This window comes from Filimonas lacunae (assembly GCF_002355595.1).
Classification (GTDB): domain Bacteria; phylum Bacteroidota; class Bacteroidia; order Chitinophagales; family Chitinophagaceae; genus Filimonas; species Filimonas lacunae.
The window spans coordinates 4,773,475-4,790,351 of record NZ_AP017422.1; the positions used below are offsets into that span (position 1 = coordinate 4,773,475).

14 protein-coding genes are annotated in these 16,877 nt (G+C 44.8%); 10 read left to right on the plus strand and 4 right to left on the minus strand.

The genetic code is table 11. The annotated features are described in order from the left end of the window. Positions 1 to 8: 8 nt before the first annotated feature. The 4 genes from FLA_RS18825 to FLA_RS18840 all read right to left on the minus strand — a co-directional run bounded on the left by FLA_RS18825 (position 9) and on the right by FLA_RS18840 (position 2,543). Positions 9 to 1,004, minus strand: coding sequence for a FecR family protein (locus tag FLA_RS18825; protein ID WP_076378943.1), 996 nt, complete (start codon positions 1,002 to 1,004; stop codon positions 9 to 11). A gap of 81 nt (positions 1,005 to 1,085) precedes the next feature. Then, positions 1,086 to 1,706: an RNA polymerase sigma factor gene (locus FLA_RS18830; protein ID WP_076378945.1), complete on the minus strand. Its 621-nt coding sequence runs from the start codon at positions 1,704 to 1,706 to the stop codon at positions 1,086 to 1,088. Between the two features lie 171 nt (positions 1,707 to 1,877). Beyond that, positions 1,878 to 2,306, minus strand: a complete 429-nt coding sequence (locus tag FLA_RS18835) for a DUF433 domain-containing protein (protein WP_076378947.1) — start codon at positions 2,304 to 2,306, stop codon at positions 1,878 to 1,880. 36 nt (positions 2,307 to 2,342) lie between these two features. Beyond that, positions 2,343 to 2,543: a hypothetical protein gene (locus tag FLA_RS18840; protein WP_144264026.1), complete on the minus strand. Its 201-nt coding sequence runs from the start codon at positions 2,541 to 2,543 to the stop codon at positions 2,343 to 2,345. 187 nt (positions 2,544 to 2,730) lie between these two features. Here FLA_RS18840 and FLA_RS18845 point away from each other — a divergent pair, with 187 nt between their 5' ends. The 10 genes from FLA_RS18845 to FLA_RS18890 all read left to right on the plus strand — a co-directional run bounded on the left by FLA_RS18845 (position 2,731) and on the right by FLA_RS18890 (position 16,866). After that, positions 2,731 to 4,026, plus strand: a complete 1,296-nt coding sequence (locus tag FLA_RS18845; RefSeq protein WP_076378951.1) for a radical SAM protein — start codon at positions 2,731 to 2,733, stop codon at positions 4,024 to 4,026. Between the two features lie 75 nt (positions 4,027 to 4,101). Continuing rightward, a complete protein-coding gene (locus FLA_RS18850) occupies positions 4,102 to 4,884 on the plus strand; it encodes a sulfite exporter TauE/SafE family protein (RefSeq protein WP_076378953.1) in 783 nt (260 codons plus the stop codon). Positions 4,885 to 4,994: 110 nt separating this feature from the next. After that, positions 4,995 to 5,876: a hypothetical protein gene (locus FLA_RS18855; protein ID WP_076378955.1), complete on the plus strand. Its 882-nt coding sequence runs from the start codon at positions 4,995 to 4,997 to the stop codon at positions 5,874 to 5,876. Then, a complete protein-coding gene (locus FLA_RS18860) occupies positions 5,877 to 7,163 on the plus strand; it encodes a bifunctional folylpolyglutamate synthase/dihydrofolate synthase (protein ID WP_076378957.1) in 1,287 nt (428 codons plus the stop codon). Between the two features lie 93 nt (positions 7,164 to 7,256). Beyond that, positions 7,257 to 7,847, plus strand: coding sequence for an RNA polymerase sigma factor (locus tag FLA_RS18865; RefSeq protein WP_076378959.1), 591 nt, complete (start codon positions 7,257 to 7,259; stop codon positions 7,845 to 7,847). Between the two features lie 70 nt (positions 7,848 to 7,917). Next, a complete protein-coding gene (locus FLA_RS18870; RefSeq protein ID WP_076378961.1) occupies positions 7,918 to 9,117 on the plus strand; it encodes a FecR family protein in 1,200 nt (399 codons plus the stop codon). A 189-nt stretch (positions 9,118 to 9,306) separates the two neighbouring features. Further along, positions 9,307 to 12,984 carry a SusC/RagA family TonB-linked outer membrane protein gene (locus tag FLA_RS18875; protein WP_076378963.1) on the plus strand — a complete coding sequence of 1,226 codons (3,678 nt, stop codon included), beginning with the start codon at positions 9,307 to 9,309 and terminating at the stop codon, positions 12,982 to 12,984. 17 nt (positions 12,985 to 13,001) lie between these two features. Next, a complete protein-coding gene (locus FLA_RS18880; protein WP_076378965.1) occupies positions 13,002 to 14,567 on the plus strand; it encodes a RagB/SusD family nutrient uptake outer membrane protein in 1,566 nt (521 codons plus the stop codon). Between the two features lie 18 nt (positions 14,568 to 14,585). Continuing rightward, complete coding sequence (locus tag FLA_RS18885; protein WP_076378967.1) at positions 14,586 to 15,467, plus strand: putative zinc-binding metallopeptidase; 882 nt, start codon at positions 14,586 to 14,588, stop codon at positions 15,465 to 15,467. A 25-nt stretch (positions 15,468 to 15,492) separates the two neighbouring features. After that, positions 15,493 to 16,866: a DUF4302 domain-containing protein gene (locus FLA_RS18890; RefSeq protein WP_076378969.1), complete on the plus strand. Its 1,374-nt coding sequence runs from the start codon at positions 15,493 to 15,495 to the stop codon at positions 16,864 to 16,866. The last annotated feature ends 11 nt before the right edge of the window (positions 16,867 to 16,877 follow it).

Genomic DNA, 16,877 nt, shown 5'->3' on the forward strand with positions numbered 1-16,877 from the left:
TGAGCGCTCTATTCAAATGTGACTGAGTTACCTGTTATAGATACTTTTCTGTTATACACTGCGCTGATGGCAGCAGTCAATATTTGTATGTTGTCTGATGGGCATGAACCTGTGAAGGTGCTATCCATCATGCTTTTATTCTTCCATATTACGGTGTAACCGTAGTTATCTTCCAGCACCTGTGCTACTTTATGCAAAGGCATATTGGCAAACACCAGCCGGTTGCTCATCCACGAGATATAAGCGGCTGCATCCACCTCTGTTAACTGCATGCTATTGTTTTGTAAAGCAACCATTTGTCCCGGGTGCATTTTCAGCTGGCCTGCATTGGCTGCTGCGCCTGTTCCGCTTGCTATTACCTTTCCTTCTTTCAGCACCACATTTACGTTATTGCGGCGGTTGTATACGTTAAACTGTGTACCCACTACCGCCACATCCAACGCACTGGCGTGCACTACAAACTTGGGATGATAGCCTTGTGGTTTGCTGGTTACTTTAAAAAAAGCTTCCCCTTGTAACCACACTTCCCGATGCTTCCACCCTAACCAGTGCTTTTTAAAAGATACCGCAGAGTTGGCATTTAATATCACTTTCGACCCGTCCGGTAACACCACTTCACTGGTACGTGCAAAGCCGGCGGTAATGGTTTCTTCCTGCGTATAATAGAACAATGCAAACCCAGCCATTAATACCAGTATAGCCGCCGCCGCTGTCATCCGCAATAATCGCACTCTACCTGTTCGGCGCATTACCCTGCTTCGGCTATCCAGTAACAGATCAATATTTGCTTTCACTGTTTCCATTTCCGGTGCACTATCCACTGTTTTTATATGCTGTAACTGCAACAGTACAAAACTGGCCTCCTTTGCTACAGGCAGCAATTGTGGCTGCTGTTGCAACAGCGTGTCCCAAAATGCACAGGATTCTTTATCTGACTGGTTTACCCAGGCACGGAAAGAATCTGTCATCATCAGGTCGGTGGCGGTATGTTTACTGTAATCCATTACTATTTGTGCGCTATTAATAAGAGGAAACAGAGGGAAGAAAAACCCTCACGGTTTTCACATTTTTTTAAAAATATTTTTTCAGGGCTGTTTTGCAAAGGCGGCATTACGCAAAATGTCCGTCATTACCTGGTTTTGAGCAAGCAGGTCACGCATATCTTCCAGCGCGCGGTAAATCAATGTACGGGCGTATTTTATTTCTTTCATGTCCAGCATATCGGCAATTTGCTCGTAGCCGATGTTTTCAAAAAAGTAGAGGTAAACAGCTTCGCGCTGGCGTGGGGTAAGCTGGCGGATCATTTGCTGTAAGGCCTGTGTTACCCCGCCGGCTTCCTGTTTTTCAATAAAGCTGTTATCGGCTGCCAGCTCCAGTTCAAAATCGTAGCCTGCTTCATCATCCAGTGTTTGAAAACCAGCAGCTTCTTTTTGCAACGCTTTTAACAACTGCCTGCGAACAGACACTAATAAATAACTTTTTACCTGCTTTACCGCAGAAGACTTCGGAGGTTTTAAAAAGAGGGTAATAAAGAAATCCTGCAGCACATCTTTAATCAGACTTCTGTCAGAAGTAAACCGGATACAATATTGAAACAGCACCGGAAAGTAGGTGGCGTAAAGCGTGTCGAAGGCATCCCGCTCCCCTTTACAAAACCTGCTCCATAGCCGGTTTTCATCTTCAGGGTGTAAGGATCTGGTATTCATAAAAATGGGGAAACTAAATCTACTGTATTACTAACCATCATCATTTGCAATACTGAAAACAGTATTACACGCCCCAAAACTATTGGTTAAAAGCCGCTTCCCCCTGCTGCCTGTATTATCTTTATGTTATTACACTACAGCTATATTTATCTATCCGGCATTATCACTGTTTCAGGGATGCAGCTCTATATACTGCATCATCATTCTGCCAGCTATCAGCCAGGTTTCTTCTCCCTTGATTTTTACTTCCAGCTCACTCCATGTTCCCATAAAAACACTGTCATCCTTTTTCGACTTCCAATAAGCGCCGCCTGTTACAGTCACCTCTTCATAATCCTCTGCACAAAACTCCTCACCATCTGCCTGCGTACGTAAAACACATCCATGGCAAAAGTTCATTAACTCCGGCTCTTGCTCACAAATTCTGTTGACACAATAATGCACGGACTCTCTTGCTTCCTCCATGGTTATTTCATAATCACACACTGCCACTTCCAGGTTTCCCTCCACCTCTATTTTCGTTACAATGTCATATATCGTCAATCTTCGACCCTGTAACACAGGAGCTCCACCGCAACGACCGGTGTTATATTCAATCATTATATCCTTATTAACTGTATTAACAATACTGATCTATTATGCCTGCCCCATAGTAATTACATTCTCCTTTGAGCAACAAGGGCAACATAATATCCTGTCCGTCTTACCTGCAAACCCGATAACAACATCCGTTACCGTCAAAATACCTTTCTCACAATCAGGGCAATTTACCTTTGCATCGGCGTCTTCCCCTAATACTTTCCCCGCCTGTATCCATTTCTTTGTTACTTCCTTCATAGTCACTATCAGCCATTTAAGTACATTCCCATCGCGCAAATCTATTTCCATTCCTTCAAAAAGCCAGACATGGCAATAAAGGCATTCCATCCCATCAGGCAAGCCTTTCAGGGCTTTTAACGGAGCCAGAATCAGTTTTTTGCCCTTTTTGCGTATTATTTTACGACCTTTGCCGTTTCAATTGCAGATGATGACTGAATCTCCGTACATTTTGTACTCCGACGGATTGGGTAATATTTTTGAAGATACCAGCTTGTATGCCACTGGCCGCAGCGGTTGGGATGTGTATCCTATACCTGCTGAAGAGTGGATTGAATTGCCCGAGGGAGGTAATTTATACGAGTTGCCTGGCCGCCGGGGCGTGGGTATTGATGTAAAAACCGGGGAAATGCGTCTTTGCGAAAAAGGATGGGCTGTGGCTGCGTTTATTCCACCTGCGCACACCGGATTGTATATGTCGGCTTACGAAACCATGCCCGATGCACCTACTTTACCTTTATTCTGCTATACCGCTTCCGGATGGCACGATGATAAATTTTACGTTACCGCAGTAAGAATTGAGCGCGATATCCGCCAGGAATGCGCCGGTTACGATGATGGCCTGATACAGGAAGGTACTAAAAGCCTGCTGGAAGCCTATCCGCACAACCGGTTGATCAAGCACCTGATGGAAACCTGCTGCCAAACCTACCATTGTCCTGCCGCCCGCAACTTTGCGCTGGGACGCTGGGAGTGTCCGGTACCTGCTTCACCGGCCTGTAATGCCAACTGTATTGGTTGTATTTCGTTCCAGCCGGAAGAGGAATCTATTGTATCTACGCAGGACAGGCTTACTTTCAAGCCTAGTCCCGAAGAAATTGTAGAGTTTACCGTACCACACCTGGAAACTGCTCCTTTCCCGATTGTAAGTTTTGGACAAGGTTGCGAAGGCGAACCATTATTGATGTGGCAAACCATTCGCGAGTCTATTATTGAAATGCGCAAGCATACCAGCAAGGGCAGCATTAACATTAATACCAACGGCAGTAACCCGCAGGCAGTAAAAGCACTGTGCGAAGTAGGCTTAAACAGTATTCGTGTAAGTACCAACTCGGCCCGTAAACATATTTACACACCGTACTACCGCCCTAACAACTACCAGTTTGAAGATATTGTAGAAAGCCTGAAAGTGGTACGCAGCTATGGTGGCTGGGCCAGCATCAACTACTTTGTGTTTCCTGGTATGACGGATAGTATTGAAGAATATGAAGCATTACGCAAGCTGATCATAGACACGGATTTAACCATGATACAGTGGCGTAATTTTAACATCGATCCTGATTGGTACCTGGGCCAGATTAACGTGGTAGATACCGGTGAATGTATGGGCGTGAAACAAATGATGGACCTGATTCATGAGGAGTTTCCGAAAGTAAGGTTTGGTTACTTTAATCCTCCTATCGAGCGTATCAAAGGCGATTACGAACTGGATTTTGCACACTAATTTTTGTTTATAGTAATAAATCAAAGCCACCGGTAAAACACATCTGTATTTTTACCGGTGGCTTTTTCAATAGATATGGAACCTATTGTGTCAACCCTTCTGTTGCTTTGTACTGCTGCTTTTATAGCAGGCTTTATTGATGCCATTGTAGGCGGTGGCGGCCTGGTGCAAACACCTGCCACCCTGATTATTCTGCCCCAATACCCCGTAGCCACGTTGCTGGGCACTACCAAAATACCCTCTTTTGCAGGCACCAGTTTAGCAGCCTGGCAATATTCGCGCAGGGTGCAATTGAATACCCGTTTACTGGCTGCTGTAGCCAGTGTGGCCTTTGTGGCAGCATTAGGCGGTTCTAAAATGGCCAGCCTGTTAAGCAACCAGGTGTTAAAACCAGTGATGCTGGTGCTACTGGTAATAGTGGGCATTTACACCTATAGCAACAAAAAGTTTGGTTTGCAGGAGCATAACGAAAAGATGCCCGCCAATGCCATTGCCTATGGCGCTTTGTTTGGACTGGTAATAGGCTTTTATGATGGATTTATCGGGCCCGGTACAGGCAGCTTCCTGATACTGATTTTCATTAGTGTAATAGGACAGGATTTCCTCCATGCCAGCGCTCATGCCAAAATGGTGAACCTGGCCACCAACCTCGCTTCTATTTTATATTTCAGCAGTACCGGCCACATACTGTATCAATATGCTATTCCCATGGCCATATGCAACCTTGCAGGTTCTTTCTTTGGCACAAGGCTGGCCCTGTTAAAAGGAAACCGGTTTATACGTATCTTCTTTTTGCTGGTGGTTACCGGCACTATTATCCGCTTTGGATGGGATGTATATAATCTGTTAAACCACTAGCCGGTTACCAGCCATAAAGGATACGTTAAATTGCTCGTTATCAACAATAATGCGCCGGAACAGGATAGTGCAATAAACACTATATTTGTTATTATTAATATTGTCGTTGTATGGATGCAAACTTCGAATCGCAAAAGAACATGAAAGCATTAGGCATTACACTGGGTGTAAGCGCTTTATTGGCTTTATTGTTATTCCTGGTAAGCTGGACGTTGCCACAGGTGCAACCACCCCAGGTAGATCAGGGCATTGAAGTGAACCTGGGCAACAGCGATGAAGGTTTGGGAGATATTCCGCCTGCCGTACCCGGCGATCCTGCCGAGGAAGCAGTTCCGGAAGCTACTCCTCCTCCGCCACAAACAGCAGCACCTGCCGAAGCAGTAACTGATACCAAAGTAGCCGAGGATAATAATGATGCAGATGCAACACCTGTTAACTCTCCGGAGAAAACGAGTGTAAAGCCGAAGCCAACACAAACCCAAACCGTAAAAACGCCTAAAAGAACTACTCCTAAACCAACCGTACCTCCTACCCCTAAACCACCTGTGGCAAAAGCCCTATATGGTGGCGGTAAGCCAGGCGGCACAGGCGGTAACGGAGCAGACAGCTATAATGGCGTTACTAACCAGGGCATAGCCGGTGGTCATGGCGATCAGGGCAAAGCCAATGGTACCCCTAACTCCGATAGCTATAGCGGCAATGGTGGCAGCGGTAAAAGTGGCTTTACAGTAAGAAGTGGTTTATCTGGCAGAAAAGCCGTACGCTTTCCTACTTACGAAGATGATTTTAACGAAAACGCTAAAGTAGCTGTAGACATTACCGTTAATGCAGCCGGCGCTGTAATAGCAGCCAGCATTAACCCTAAAGGCACTACCACCACCAACAGCGGTATTAAAGCTATTGCCATCAACAAGGCTAAACAGCTTAAATTCAACACAGGCACAGAAGATCAGACAGGCACTATTGTATTTGATTTTAAATTGAAAGGTTAAGTGAACTACCAGGAAACACTCGATTACCTGTTCCATAAACTGCCCATGTTTAGCAGAATAGGAGCAGCCGCATTTAAAAAAGACCTTACTAATACTATAGCCTTATGTGATGCGCTGGATAATCCGCAGCAGCATTTCATTTCCATTCATATAGCAGGCACTAACGGAAAGGGCTCTGTAAGTCATATGCTGGCATCAGTGCTGCAAAGTGCTGGCTACAAAACCGGCTTATACACCTCGCCCCATCTGAAAGATTTCCGGGAGCGCATTAAAGTAAACGGCGAACTGTGCACCGAGCAGTTTGTCATTGACTTTACCCAAAAGATACAACCTCAGATAGAAGCCTTAGAACCTTCTTTCTTTGAAATAACCGTGGCCATGGCTTTCGACTGGTTTGCACAGCAAAAGGTGGACATAGCCATTATTGAAACCGGCCTGGGGGGGCGTTTGGATAGCACCAACATTATCACCCCTACCCTCAGCATTATTACCAACATTGGTTACGATCACATGAATATGTTGGGCGATACCCTTCCTTTAATTGCCGGTGAAAAAGCGGGTATTATTAAACAAGGGGTATCCGTAGTGATTGGCGAAACACATACAGAAACCACGCCCGTATTTGAGCAAACAGCTGCTGCTATAAAAGCCCCTATACTGTGGGCACAACAACTGCACACTGTTACCGACTGGCAATACCAGCACCATCATTTACAGGTTACCATAGAACATGTACATTCCGGCGAACGTAAAACCTACGCGCTGGACCTTCCCGGTTTGTATCAAAGAAAAAACGTGCTGAGTGTAATCACTGCCGTGGAAGAATTGCGAAGAAAAAACTGGAATATCAGCGAAGAGCAGCTGGCGCATGGCTTACAGCATGTAAAAAAACAAACAGGCCTGCATGGCCGCTGGGAACTGATACAACAACACCCTACTGTAATACTGGATGTATGCCACAACGAAGATGGCATTCAGCAACTGGTGCAGCAACTGGAATTAACCACCTATAACGAACTACATATTGTTATGGGCATGGTAAAAGATAAGGATATTGAAAAAGTGCTGGCCTTGCTACCTACTACCGCCCATTACTATTTCACCCGCGCACAGATAGAACGTGCCTTACCTGAAAACGAACTGGCAGCCAAAGCTGCCATACATGGTTTACAAGGGCACACGTATCCTGATGTAAACACTGCATTGGCCCAGGCGAAGCAAAAAGCACACGAAAAAGATTTAATAATAGTTTGCGGTAGTGTGTTTTTAGTGGGCGAGGTGGCTTAACACTAAATGATAGCTTATAAAACCGGTACTTTTACCTAAAAGGAAGGTGAGTAACACTAAATAGTACTTAAATTTATAATACAAAGCTATCGTTTGCAGGACCCTTCATTATACGAACAGAAACAATTATTTACACGGCTGGCCAGTGGCGATGAAACTGCTTTCCGCATGTTATTCGATAGCTATAAAAGCCGTTTTTATGCTGTTGCTTTAAAAATGACCCGCTCGGAATACGTAGCCGAGGAAATTGTACAGGAAGTATTTGTAACACTTTGGGTGAAGCGTGACCAATTACCCGCTATAGAAAAGCCTGCTACCTATCTTTTTACTATTGTATATAATAGCGTATACGCGCATTTTAAGAAACTGGCCCAGGAAAAGAAAATAGAACAGGCACTGACCGAGCAGGCTACAGACTTGGAAAGCCCCCTGGAAGTGCTGTTGCAAAACAAAGAGAACGAACACCTGCTTTTACGTGCCATAGAACAATTACCCCCACAGCAAAAACTGGTATACAAACTCATCAGACAGGAAAAACTGAGTCGGGAAGAGGTAGCAGCCAGGTTGCAGATTTCGCCTAATACCGTAAAAAACCATTTACAGGAAGCAGTTAAATTTCTCCGCTCCTACCTGGAAAGAGCCATGCCTTTATTGATCTTTTTACTGTGTCGCCAAAAAAGTTAAAAAAAACCGGGGTTTTCACTAGTACATTTCCACTATTTTCTTCTCTGCCTTGATATAACTAACTATCTGCATGGCAAATTCTGAGAGAATTACCTTCCTGCTCAAAGCTTTTTCTTCCCAAACCGCTTCCATAGCAGAAGAAAAAGAATTGCTGGACTGGCTCAACAATACTGATAATCACGAGCTTGTACTGGATCATATCAGACTGTTACTGGATGAAGCTGCCGCTACGCCGGAAGCCTTTGGTGTTGACTGGGACCATTTGTATCAGAAAATACTACTGCAACGTAATAGCCTGGAAGCGCCTGCTGTTACAACCATTTCTATATATAAACGCATCCGGCGTTATTCAGCAGCGGCAGCTATGATAGCTGTAATGGCTGCAAGCGCCTGGTTATTGTTGCGTAATAATAATAAGGAAATAATACCTGCAAAACCGGTAGCACATAGTACTCCCCTATCTACCGGCTCTAAAATAGAACTCACCTTATCTTATGGACAAATTGTAGTACTGGACAGTATGATGGAAGGGCTGATTCGGGACGAAGCTACTGGCGAAATGATATCTGTTCATCATGGCAGCTTAACCTATTCACCTGATAGCAAAAGCACCTCTGCTGCTCATTTCCACCAGATAACAGTTCCCCGTGGCAAACAATACCATGTAGTGCTGCCCGATGGTTCAGGTGTATGGTTGAATGCCCAATCTTCTTTGCGTTATCAGTCGGCCTTTACAAACAACCGCCGCCAGGTAACCTTATCCGGCGAAGCCTATTTTGAAATCAAAAACAATCCTACTGCTCCTTTTTCTGTAAATGCAAACGAGGTACATGTAGACGTGTTAGGAACTGCCTTTAATATGATGGCCTATAAAGATGAACAAAAAGTAGTAACCACCCTGGTAAACGGTTCGGTAAAAGTAAGCGCCGCAGATGCTGTTATTATCAAACCGGGGCAACAGGCAGTGCTGCAAAACGGAAAGCATCACTTTGCAGTGTCTACAGCCGACCTGGATGCGGTACTGGCATGGAAAAGCGGGGAATTCAGGTTTGACGGGCTGGATATTAAGGGTGTAATGCGGCAGGTAGCCCGTTGGTACAATGTAGAAGTAGTATACAAAGGCAACTTACCCAACAATAAATTATATGGTGTGTTCCCCCGCAAAAACAGTGTAAAAGAAGTACTGGAAGCGTTGGTACTCATTAGCAATATACAGCTTACTATGGAAGGGAATACGATTACAGTACAGCCGGGAAAGAATCATTCATAATCAAAACTGCTTAACTATAATTCCGCAACACCAAAACTAAACTAAGTATGTAAACAACATGAGAAGTGCCAATGACTAACAAAGGCAAAACGGATTTCGATGGCCGTCGAAATCCGCTGATTGTCTGCGTTTATGTCTTGCTGGTCAGGTATCGAAACTAAGTCGCAAAACAAAAAACTAAACAAAAGTATGATTTTACGCGTACCAGGCAATGGTTTGCCCAAACCGTTGCTTACTAAACTGCTTAACATTATGAGGTTAACAGCCATTCTTCTTTTTGTAGCCTGCCTGCAGGTACATGCTGAAACCTTTTCACAAAAAGTAACCATTTCGGGCAATGCCCTGACATTGAAGCAATTTGTAGAAAAGGTAAAAGCGCAAACAGGACTGGCGTTTGTATTTGACAATGCTATTGCAGAAAGCACAAAAAACATTTCTGTGAATGTAAAAAATGCCGAGGTAACAGAAGTGTTGCAAACCTGTCTTGCAACGCAGGGCCTTACCTATACTATTAAAAGCAACGTGGTAGTTATTACCCGGGCCGCTTCTTTTTTAAAGCCGGAGGCAGGCACCACAGTAGCGCCTCCCATAACAGTGAAAGGGCGGGTAACCAATGATAAGCAATCACCTATACAGGGCGTTACTATCGTGGTAAAAGGCACCAAACGCACCCTCGTTACTAATGAAAAAGGCGAATTTGTGCTTACAGAAATAGAGAGTGATGCCACACTGGAGTTTTCTATGGCAGGCTTTAAGCAGCAGGAAATAAAGCTATCGCCTGCTAAAACCTACCTGGAAATAATGCTGTTGGAAGATCAGGCCAATCTCACCGATGTAGTAGTAACCGGTTTTCAGAAAATTGACCGTAAAAAGTTTACCGGTGCAGCCGTAACTATTAAAGCAGAAGATGTAAAAATAGATGGAGTTATAGATGTAAGCCGTATGCTGGAAGGCCGCGCTGCCGGCGTATCTGTACAAAACGTTTCGGGAACATTTGGAGCCGCGCCCAAAGTGCGTGTAAGAGGCGCTACTTCTATTACCGGTGATAACAAACCACTATGGGTAGTGGATGGAGTGGTACTGGAAGATATCGTAAATATCTCTAACGATCAGCTATCCACCGGCGACCCCAGCACCATGCTAGGTTCGGCAGTGGCAGGCCTCAACGCCAATGATATTGAAACCTTTGACATATTGAAAGATGCCGCTGCCGCTGCCTTATATGGTGCAAGGGCCATGAATGGGGTAATTGTAATTACCACTAAACGTGGTAAGGCAGGTAAGCCCGCAATCGCCTACACAGGCAACTTTGGCGTGCAGCTGAAACCCTCTTATGCTAACTACGATATCATGAACTCTGCCGACCAGATGTCGGTATATGCAGAAATGGAACGTAAAGGCAGCATGAATTATTCTGAGCTTAAAAATGCAGCCAACACCGGTGTATTTGGCAGGCTGGCACAATGGATGGCTACTTACGATACCACCACAGGTTTTAAAGCCATTAACTATCAGCCACAAAGACAAGCCTTTCTGATGAAGTATGCCAATGCTAATACTAACTGGTTTGATATTCTTTTTCGCAATTCGTTAACGCAGGAACACACCTTAACTGTATCCAGCGGTACCGATAAAGCACAGAGCTATTTCTCGGCCAGCTTTTATAAAGACAATGGCTGGACACTGGCAGATAATGTAAAGCGTTACACCTTTAACTCACGTAATACTTATGTGGCATCAGACAGAATAACCTTCGGCTTTATTGCCTCTGGTTCTGCCCGCCAGCAAACGGCACCGGGTACAGAAAGCCGGGTAGCCAACCCGGTAGAAGGCTCGTACGACCGTAACTTTGATATTAACCCGTTCAGCTACGCATTAAATACCAGCCGGGTGTTAACTGCCTTTGACGACAAGGGCAACCTGGATTATTTCACACGTGACTACGCTCCTTTTAATATCATTAATGAAACACGTACCAACAACATTAAGCTGGGGGTGTACGAAGCCAAACTGCAAGGCGATTTCAGTGTTAAAATCAGCAAGAACTTTAAGTATGATTTTGTAGGCGCCGTACGCTATGCCAAAACATCTGAAGAGCATAATGTACTGGAATCATCCAACCAGGCCCAGGCCTATCGTGCCGGCGTGTCACCCATACCTAACTCTATTATTCAACAGGCCAACCGTTTTTTATATACAGACCCTAATAACCCTACTGCATATCCTATTTCTGTATTGCCTTATGGTGGTTTTTACAACAGAACAGAACGTCAGTTGCTAAACTATACTATCCGCAATATGATTACCTATAACATGTCTACCGCCAATAAAGAGCACCAGCTGGTAGCGCTGGCAGGACAGGAAATTAAATCGGCCGACAGGCAAACCAGCAACAACGTAGGTGTAGGTTACCAATGGCAAAATGGTGGCGTGCCTTATATCCAGTATCAGTTTCTGAAAAAGATGCTGGAAGGCAATCAGTCGTATTATGGTATGAGCAATAGCTACGACCGCTTTGCTGCCTTCTTTGCCAATGCCACATACACTTTCAAAAACAGGTATACAGTGGCTGGTACCGTACGGGAAGACGGATCGAACAGATTGGGTAATTCGCCACAAGCACGCTGGCTGCCCACCTGGACTGTTTCAGGCGTATGGAATGTGGACCAGGAAGATTTCATCAGGAATAAAATCACCATCAGTCACCTGATGCTGAAAAGTAGTTATGGTCTTAACGCCAACATCGGTGAGGCCACTAACACTACCGCTATTCTTACCACTGAAATTACCAAACGTAATTACCTCAGCGATCAGCAAACTGCTATCGCCATCAAAAACCTGCAAAACAGTGATCTTACCTGGGAAAAGAAATATGAGTTTAATATAGGTACAGACATTGGATTGTTTAAAGAAAGGCTGGGCGTTGTGTTTGATTTTTATAACAGGCGCAGCTTTGATCTGATAGCCCTGGTAAAAACAGCAGGTATTGGTGGTGAAACCTTTAAAGCAGCCAATTACGCCGATATGAAATCGCACGGTTTTGAATTCTCTGTCAGCGGTAAAATACTTACCGGCAAAACCGTTAGCTGGAACAGTACATTCATTTTCGGATATAACACCACCCGCATTACCAACGCCAAAAACACCCCTATGATCTTTGACCTGGTAGTGCCGGAAGGCGGCGCCAAAGAAGGTTATGCGGCCCGCGGCCTGTTTTCTATTAAAAACGCCGGCTTAGATCCTTATAACGGTACGCCTTTATTCTTTAACGATTCCGGTACTGTAAGCAACGGCGTGTATTTACAAAGCCAGAATACCCAATACCTGAAATACGAAGGCTCTATAGATCCTACTATAACAGGCGGTTTCAGCAACACCTTTCGTTACAAACAACTTTCGCTGAACGTGCTGCTTACCTATCAGGCCGGTAATAAAATACGTTTAACGCCTGCTTTCAAAACCAAATACAGCGACCTAGATGCTATGAGCAACCAGTTTAAAGGAAGATGGTCATTACCAGGCGACGACCTGCTTACCAACGTGCCTTCTATTGCCGATCCGTATACGGCATCAGCCCTCAGTAATGCCAGTGCTTATCCTTATAATAATTACAACTACTCTTCGGCAAGAGTGGTAGACGGAGGTTTTATACGCATGAAAGCAATATCGCTGTCGTATGCACTGCCCGCCAGATTGGTAACACGCATGGGCTTAAAAACAATGTCGCTGTCAGCAGTAGGCAATAACCTGTGGTTGATTTATTCCGATAAAGACCTCCGCGGTCAGGACCCGGAGTTTTTCAATTCAGGTGGTGTGGCTATGCCTATCAACAAGCAGGTAACATTTTCTTTAAAAGTAGGACTCTAACGTTAAATGATGTATCAATGAAAAAAATATCCTTTTATATAACTATGGGTTTACTGGTTGCAGCAACTACGGGATGTAACCGGTATTTAGATAAACTACCGGATAACAGAACCGTGATTGCCACCCCCGAACAGGTAACACAATTACTCACTACCGCTTATCCGCGTGCCAATTATATTACTTTTTGTGAAGCGATGACGGATAATGCAGAAGACAAAAAAAGTCCCACTTCCGACCTGCAGAACATGCAGCCGTATAAGTACCAGGACGTACAGTCTACTTTTACCGATTCGCCGGAGTTTTATTTCCATGCCTGCTACACAGCTATCGCTGCTGCTAACCAGGCACTGGAATATTGTAATGGACCCGATTCGCTCAGCTACCGCGCACAAAAAGGAGAAGCACTGGTATGCAGGGCTTATGCACACTTTATGCTTACGCTACTGTTTGCTAAAAACTACGATCCTTCCACTGCCTCCGGCGATCCTGGTGTACCCTATGTTACTACAGTAGAAAAAAATGTATGGGTCAATTATAGCCGTGGCACTGTCCAGAAAGATTATGATATGATTGAACGGGACCTGGTGGCTGGCATACCATTGCTGCAAGACAAAATATATGGCGATGCTCCTAAGTTTCATTTTACACAGGTAGCGGCCAATGCTTTTGCTGCACGGTTTTATCTGTTTAAACGGGATTACGCAAAGGTGGTGGATTATACTACAGCCATACTGGGTCCTGTTACCATTACAGCCAATACCGTAAACACTACCGTAGCAAACATGCTGCGTAACTGGAACGGCACTTCCACCACTACAATACCTCCCGGCTACAGCGCCAGCACATTAGGCTATTACGGGTTGCAGGCATTGTATACCCAGGCATCCGAACCTTCCAACTTACTGTTGCAGGAAACCGAAAGCAACTGGGGCACCAAATTCCCTGCCTACCGTTTTGGACTGGGCATTACTGTATATGCCTTATTCAGCGGAACACTACCCACGCCAGCCAACACTTCTACCTCTTCGCCTTTAAGCGTAGGTTACTGGATGTATGGTTCTGATCCGCAGGTATATAATCAGCCTAAGTTCTGGGACAACTTTATACCCAATGGACTTAACTCTTCTGTAGGTACTTACTACAATGTAATTCCGCTGTTAAGCATGGAAGAAGTATTGCTTAACAGGGCAGAAGCTTTAACCAGGCTGGGCCAGCTGGTACCGGCATTAAACGATTTACAAACCTGGACCAGTAAAAATGTAATAAGCTACAGCGCCACTACCAACCGGTTAACGGCTGCTAATATGGCTAATGCACAATGCAACTTAGTTCCGGCCGATGGCAGTGCAGCTGTACCTGTTACCGATTCGCTCAATCTTATGTTGAACACCTGCCTGTATTTTAAACGTGCTTCTTACTTGTTTGAAGGCTTACGCTGGTTTGATATTAAACGCCTGAATATTCCTGTTACCCATAAAACCAATGATGGCTTTACTACAGTGCTGGTACCGGATGATAAAAGAAGATTATTGCAGCTACCACAGGAAGTACAGCAAGCAGGCCTGGCTTTAAACCCACGTTAACTGATAAAACAATTACAAATGAAAGCATTGAATTCAATCATACTCAGCGTTCTTTTTGCTACTGTAGCCATGGTATCGTGCAAAAAAGAAAAGCCATTGAACTTAACCACTCCCCCTCCGGGCTTGGGTGGCGATCCGGTAGATATTGTAAACAATCCTATTGACAAATGGATTTACGATAGCCTTACCGTGCCTTACAACATATCTGTAAAGTATAAGTTTGAACCCTGGGAAGTAGCCATTGACCGTACACTGATACCGCCAGACACCAGCAAAATTATCCCGCAACTGTCTGCTATCAACAACATCTGCTGGCAACCTTACACCGACCAAACCGGTAGCAAAACCTTTGTAGCAAAGTACTCGCCTAAGAACTTTGTGCTGGTAGGCAGCTGGCAGTACGATTACAACGGAACCATTACATTAGGCCAAGCAGAAGGTGGCAGTAAAATTTCTTTATTCGGTCTAAACTTTTTTAGCAGACTGAAAAAAGATTCTGCCATTGTAAAGCAGGGCGTACATACCATACACCACGAGTTTGCTCACATTCTTCATCAGAATGTAATGTACCCTGCCGATTACAAAAGCATTACCGGCGGTTACACTGCCACCTGGTTTAACACCACTGATGCGGCCGCCCGTAAGCTCGGCTTTATTACCGCTTACTCTATGGCTGGTCCGGATGAAGACTTTGTAGAAATGATAGCAGTACTGTTAACAGAAGGCCCTGGTGGTTATGCCACTATGTTAAAAGATGCAGGTGCTGCAACCAGTGTAGGCTACTTAGCGATAAAAGCCAAAGAAGCTAAAGTGGTTAATTACTTTAAAACTATCTGGGGCATTGATTTCTATGCGCTGCAAACCAAAACCAGGGCAGCATTTGTAGGATTCCTGCAATAGCATCATTCACTCTAAAACGTTACGTATGAAGAAACTCATTAACATATATACGCTATTTCTACTGACGGTGGCGATAGCATCCGGTTGTAAAAAATCGAAAGATGACAATATCAACGGTATCCCTACCGATCAGCGGCTGTCTGCTGCACTGGCAAAATACAAGGCTAAATTACTCAGTGGCACAGATGGCTGGGTTTTACAGGTTACGCCTGCCGGCTTAAAAGACCAGTTCGGCCTTTCCATCTCCCCCTTCTCTTATTATGTGCTTTTTACAGATTCCTCTGCCTGCACTCAACTGGCCGACTGGGACACTACCTCTGTAAAAACACCTCAGCAATCTACCTATAGTATTCGTTTATATCAACGTCCCACCCTTTCGTTTGATAACTACAGTTATGTAGCCAAAGCCAGCGATCCAGGCGATGCCAACGGTCCTGTATACGCTTCTGAAGGTGGTGGTTACGCATGGGGGTCGGATTTTGAATTTGCATTTGCCGACAACATAGATGCTGATAAACTGGGAGATACCATAAATCTCAAGGGCATCTTTAACAAAAGTCCGGCAGTGTTAATCAAAGCCACCAAAGCCCAGCACGATTCTGCATTTGCGGGCGCCTGGGCACGTTCTAAAAGTAATTTTGCTTCTATTAACAAAATCCTTACCTATTGGAAAAGGCTAACCGTAAATGGTATCACTTATGAAGTAATACTGGACGAAGCAGGCCGTACTTTTACTTTTAAATGGTTTGACGATACCCTGCATACACAGGCAATACCTTACCTGTATAACCTGGATGGCAGCGCATCTTTAGTGCAGGCATTTACCAATGGCAGCACTACTATCACCGGCTTCAACAATGTAAGCTACGATGGCACCAATGCCAATGTAACAATCGGGGGCATTAACCAGGCCACCGCCATTACTCCTGCCACTTCGGCAATAAAACTGGACAGTGCAGCACCCAAAGCATGGTACAACCAGATGAATATTAATTTCAATGGTAAATGGGCATCCGATAAAGCATATCATGCTACCGGCATTGACGATTCGTGCAAAATCACTGCTATTGCCAGCTACCAGGCCTACTGGTATGCAGGTGCAGGCGTGTTTGGTACCGGCTCAGAAGGCACCTGTGTATTGGCTAATAATGCTCTGGTAGGCACTTATAGTTTTTCTACCACCACTTTCCCGGCCAATACAGGACGTATCCGTTTTATGCGCAAATCTATAAGCGGCACCAATGCAGCTATAGTGGCGGGCGCTACCATGCTTTATGGGGGCACTACCAACAACAGCAGCTTCCGGGAATGGTACCTGGTTCCAATAGATGTAGAAAAAAATATTTATGATATGGTACGCTATCCGGATGCCAAGGCCTGGATACGCTGGCACCCATAGTGCCCCCTTTT

Bases quoted from the DNA above. Each gene is read 5' to 3' on its own strand.
- FLA_RS18875 (WP_076378963.1), top strand. From the start codon at position 9,307: ATGATTTTACGCGTACCAGGCAATGGTTTGCCCAAACCGTTGCTTACT.
- FLA_RS18850 (WP_076378953.1), top strand. From the start codon at position 4,102: ATGGAACCTATTGTGTCAACCCTTCTGTTGCTTTGTACTGCTGCTTTT.
- FLA_RS18830 (WP_076378945.1), bottom strand. From the start codon at position 1,706: ATGAATACCAGATCCTTACACCCTGAAGATGAAAACCGGCTATGGAGC.
- FLA_RS18880 (WP_076378965.1), top strand. From the start codon at position 13,002: ATGAAAAAAATATCCTTTTATATAACTATGGGTTTACTGGTTGCAGCA.
- FLA_RS18845 (WP_076378951.1), top strand. From the start codon at position 2,731: ATGATGACTGAATCTCCGTACATTTTGTACTCCGACGGATTGGGTAAT.
- FLA_RS18870 (WP_076378961.1), top strand. From the start codon at position 7,918: ATGGCAAATTCTGAGAGAATTACCTTCCTGCTCAAAGCTTTTTCTTCC.
- FLA_RS18825 (WP_076378943.1), bottom strand. From the start codon at position 1,004: ATGGATTACAGTAAACATACCGCCACCGACCTGATGATGACAGATTCT.
- FLA_RS18855 (WP_076378955.1), top strand. From the start codon at position 4,995: ATGGATGCAAACTTCGAATCGCAAAAGAACATGAAAGCATTAGGCATT.
- FLA_RS18835 (WP_076378947.1), bottom strand. From the start codon at position 2,306: ATGATTGAATATAACACCGGTCGTTGCGGTGGAGCTCCTGTGTTACAG.
- FLA_RS18840 (WP_144264026.1), bottom strand. From the start codon at position 2,543: ATGAAGGAAGTAACAAAGAAATGGATACAGGCGGGGAAAGTATTAGGG.
- FLA_RS18885 (WP_076378967.1), top strand. From the start codon at position 14,586: ATGAAAGCATTGAATTCAATCATACTCAGCGTTCTTTTTGCTACTGTA.
- FLA_RS18890 (WP_076378969.1), top strand. From the start codon at position 15,493: ATGAAGAAACTCATTAACATATATACGCTATTTCTACTGACGGTGGCG.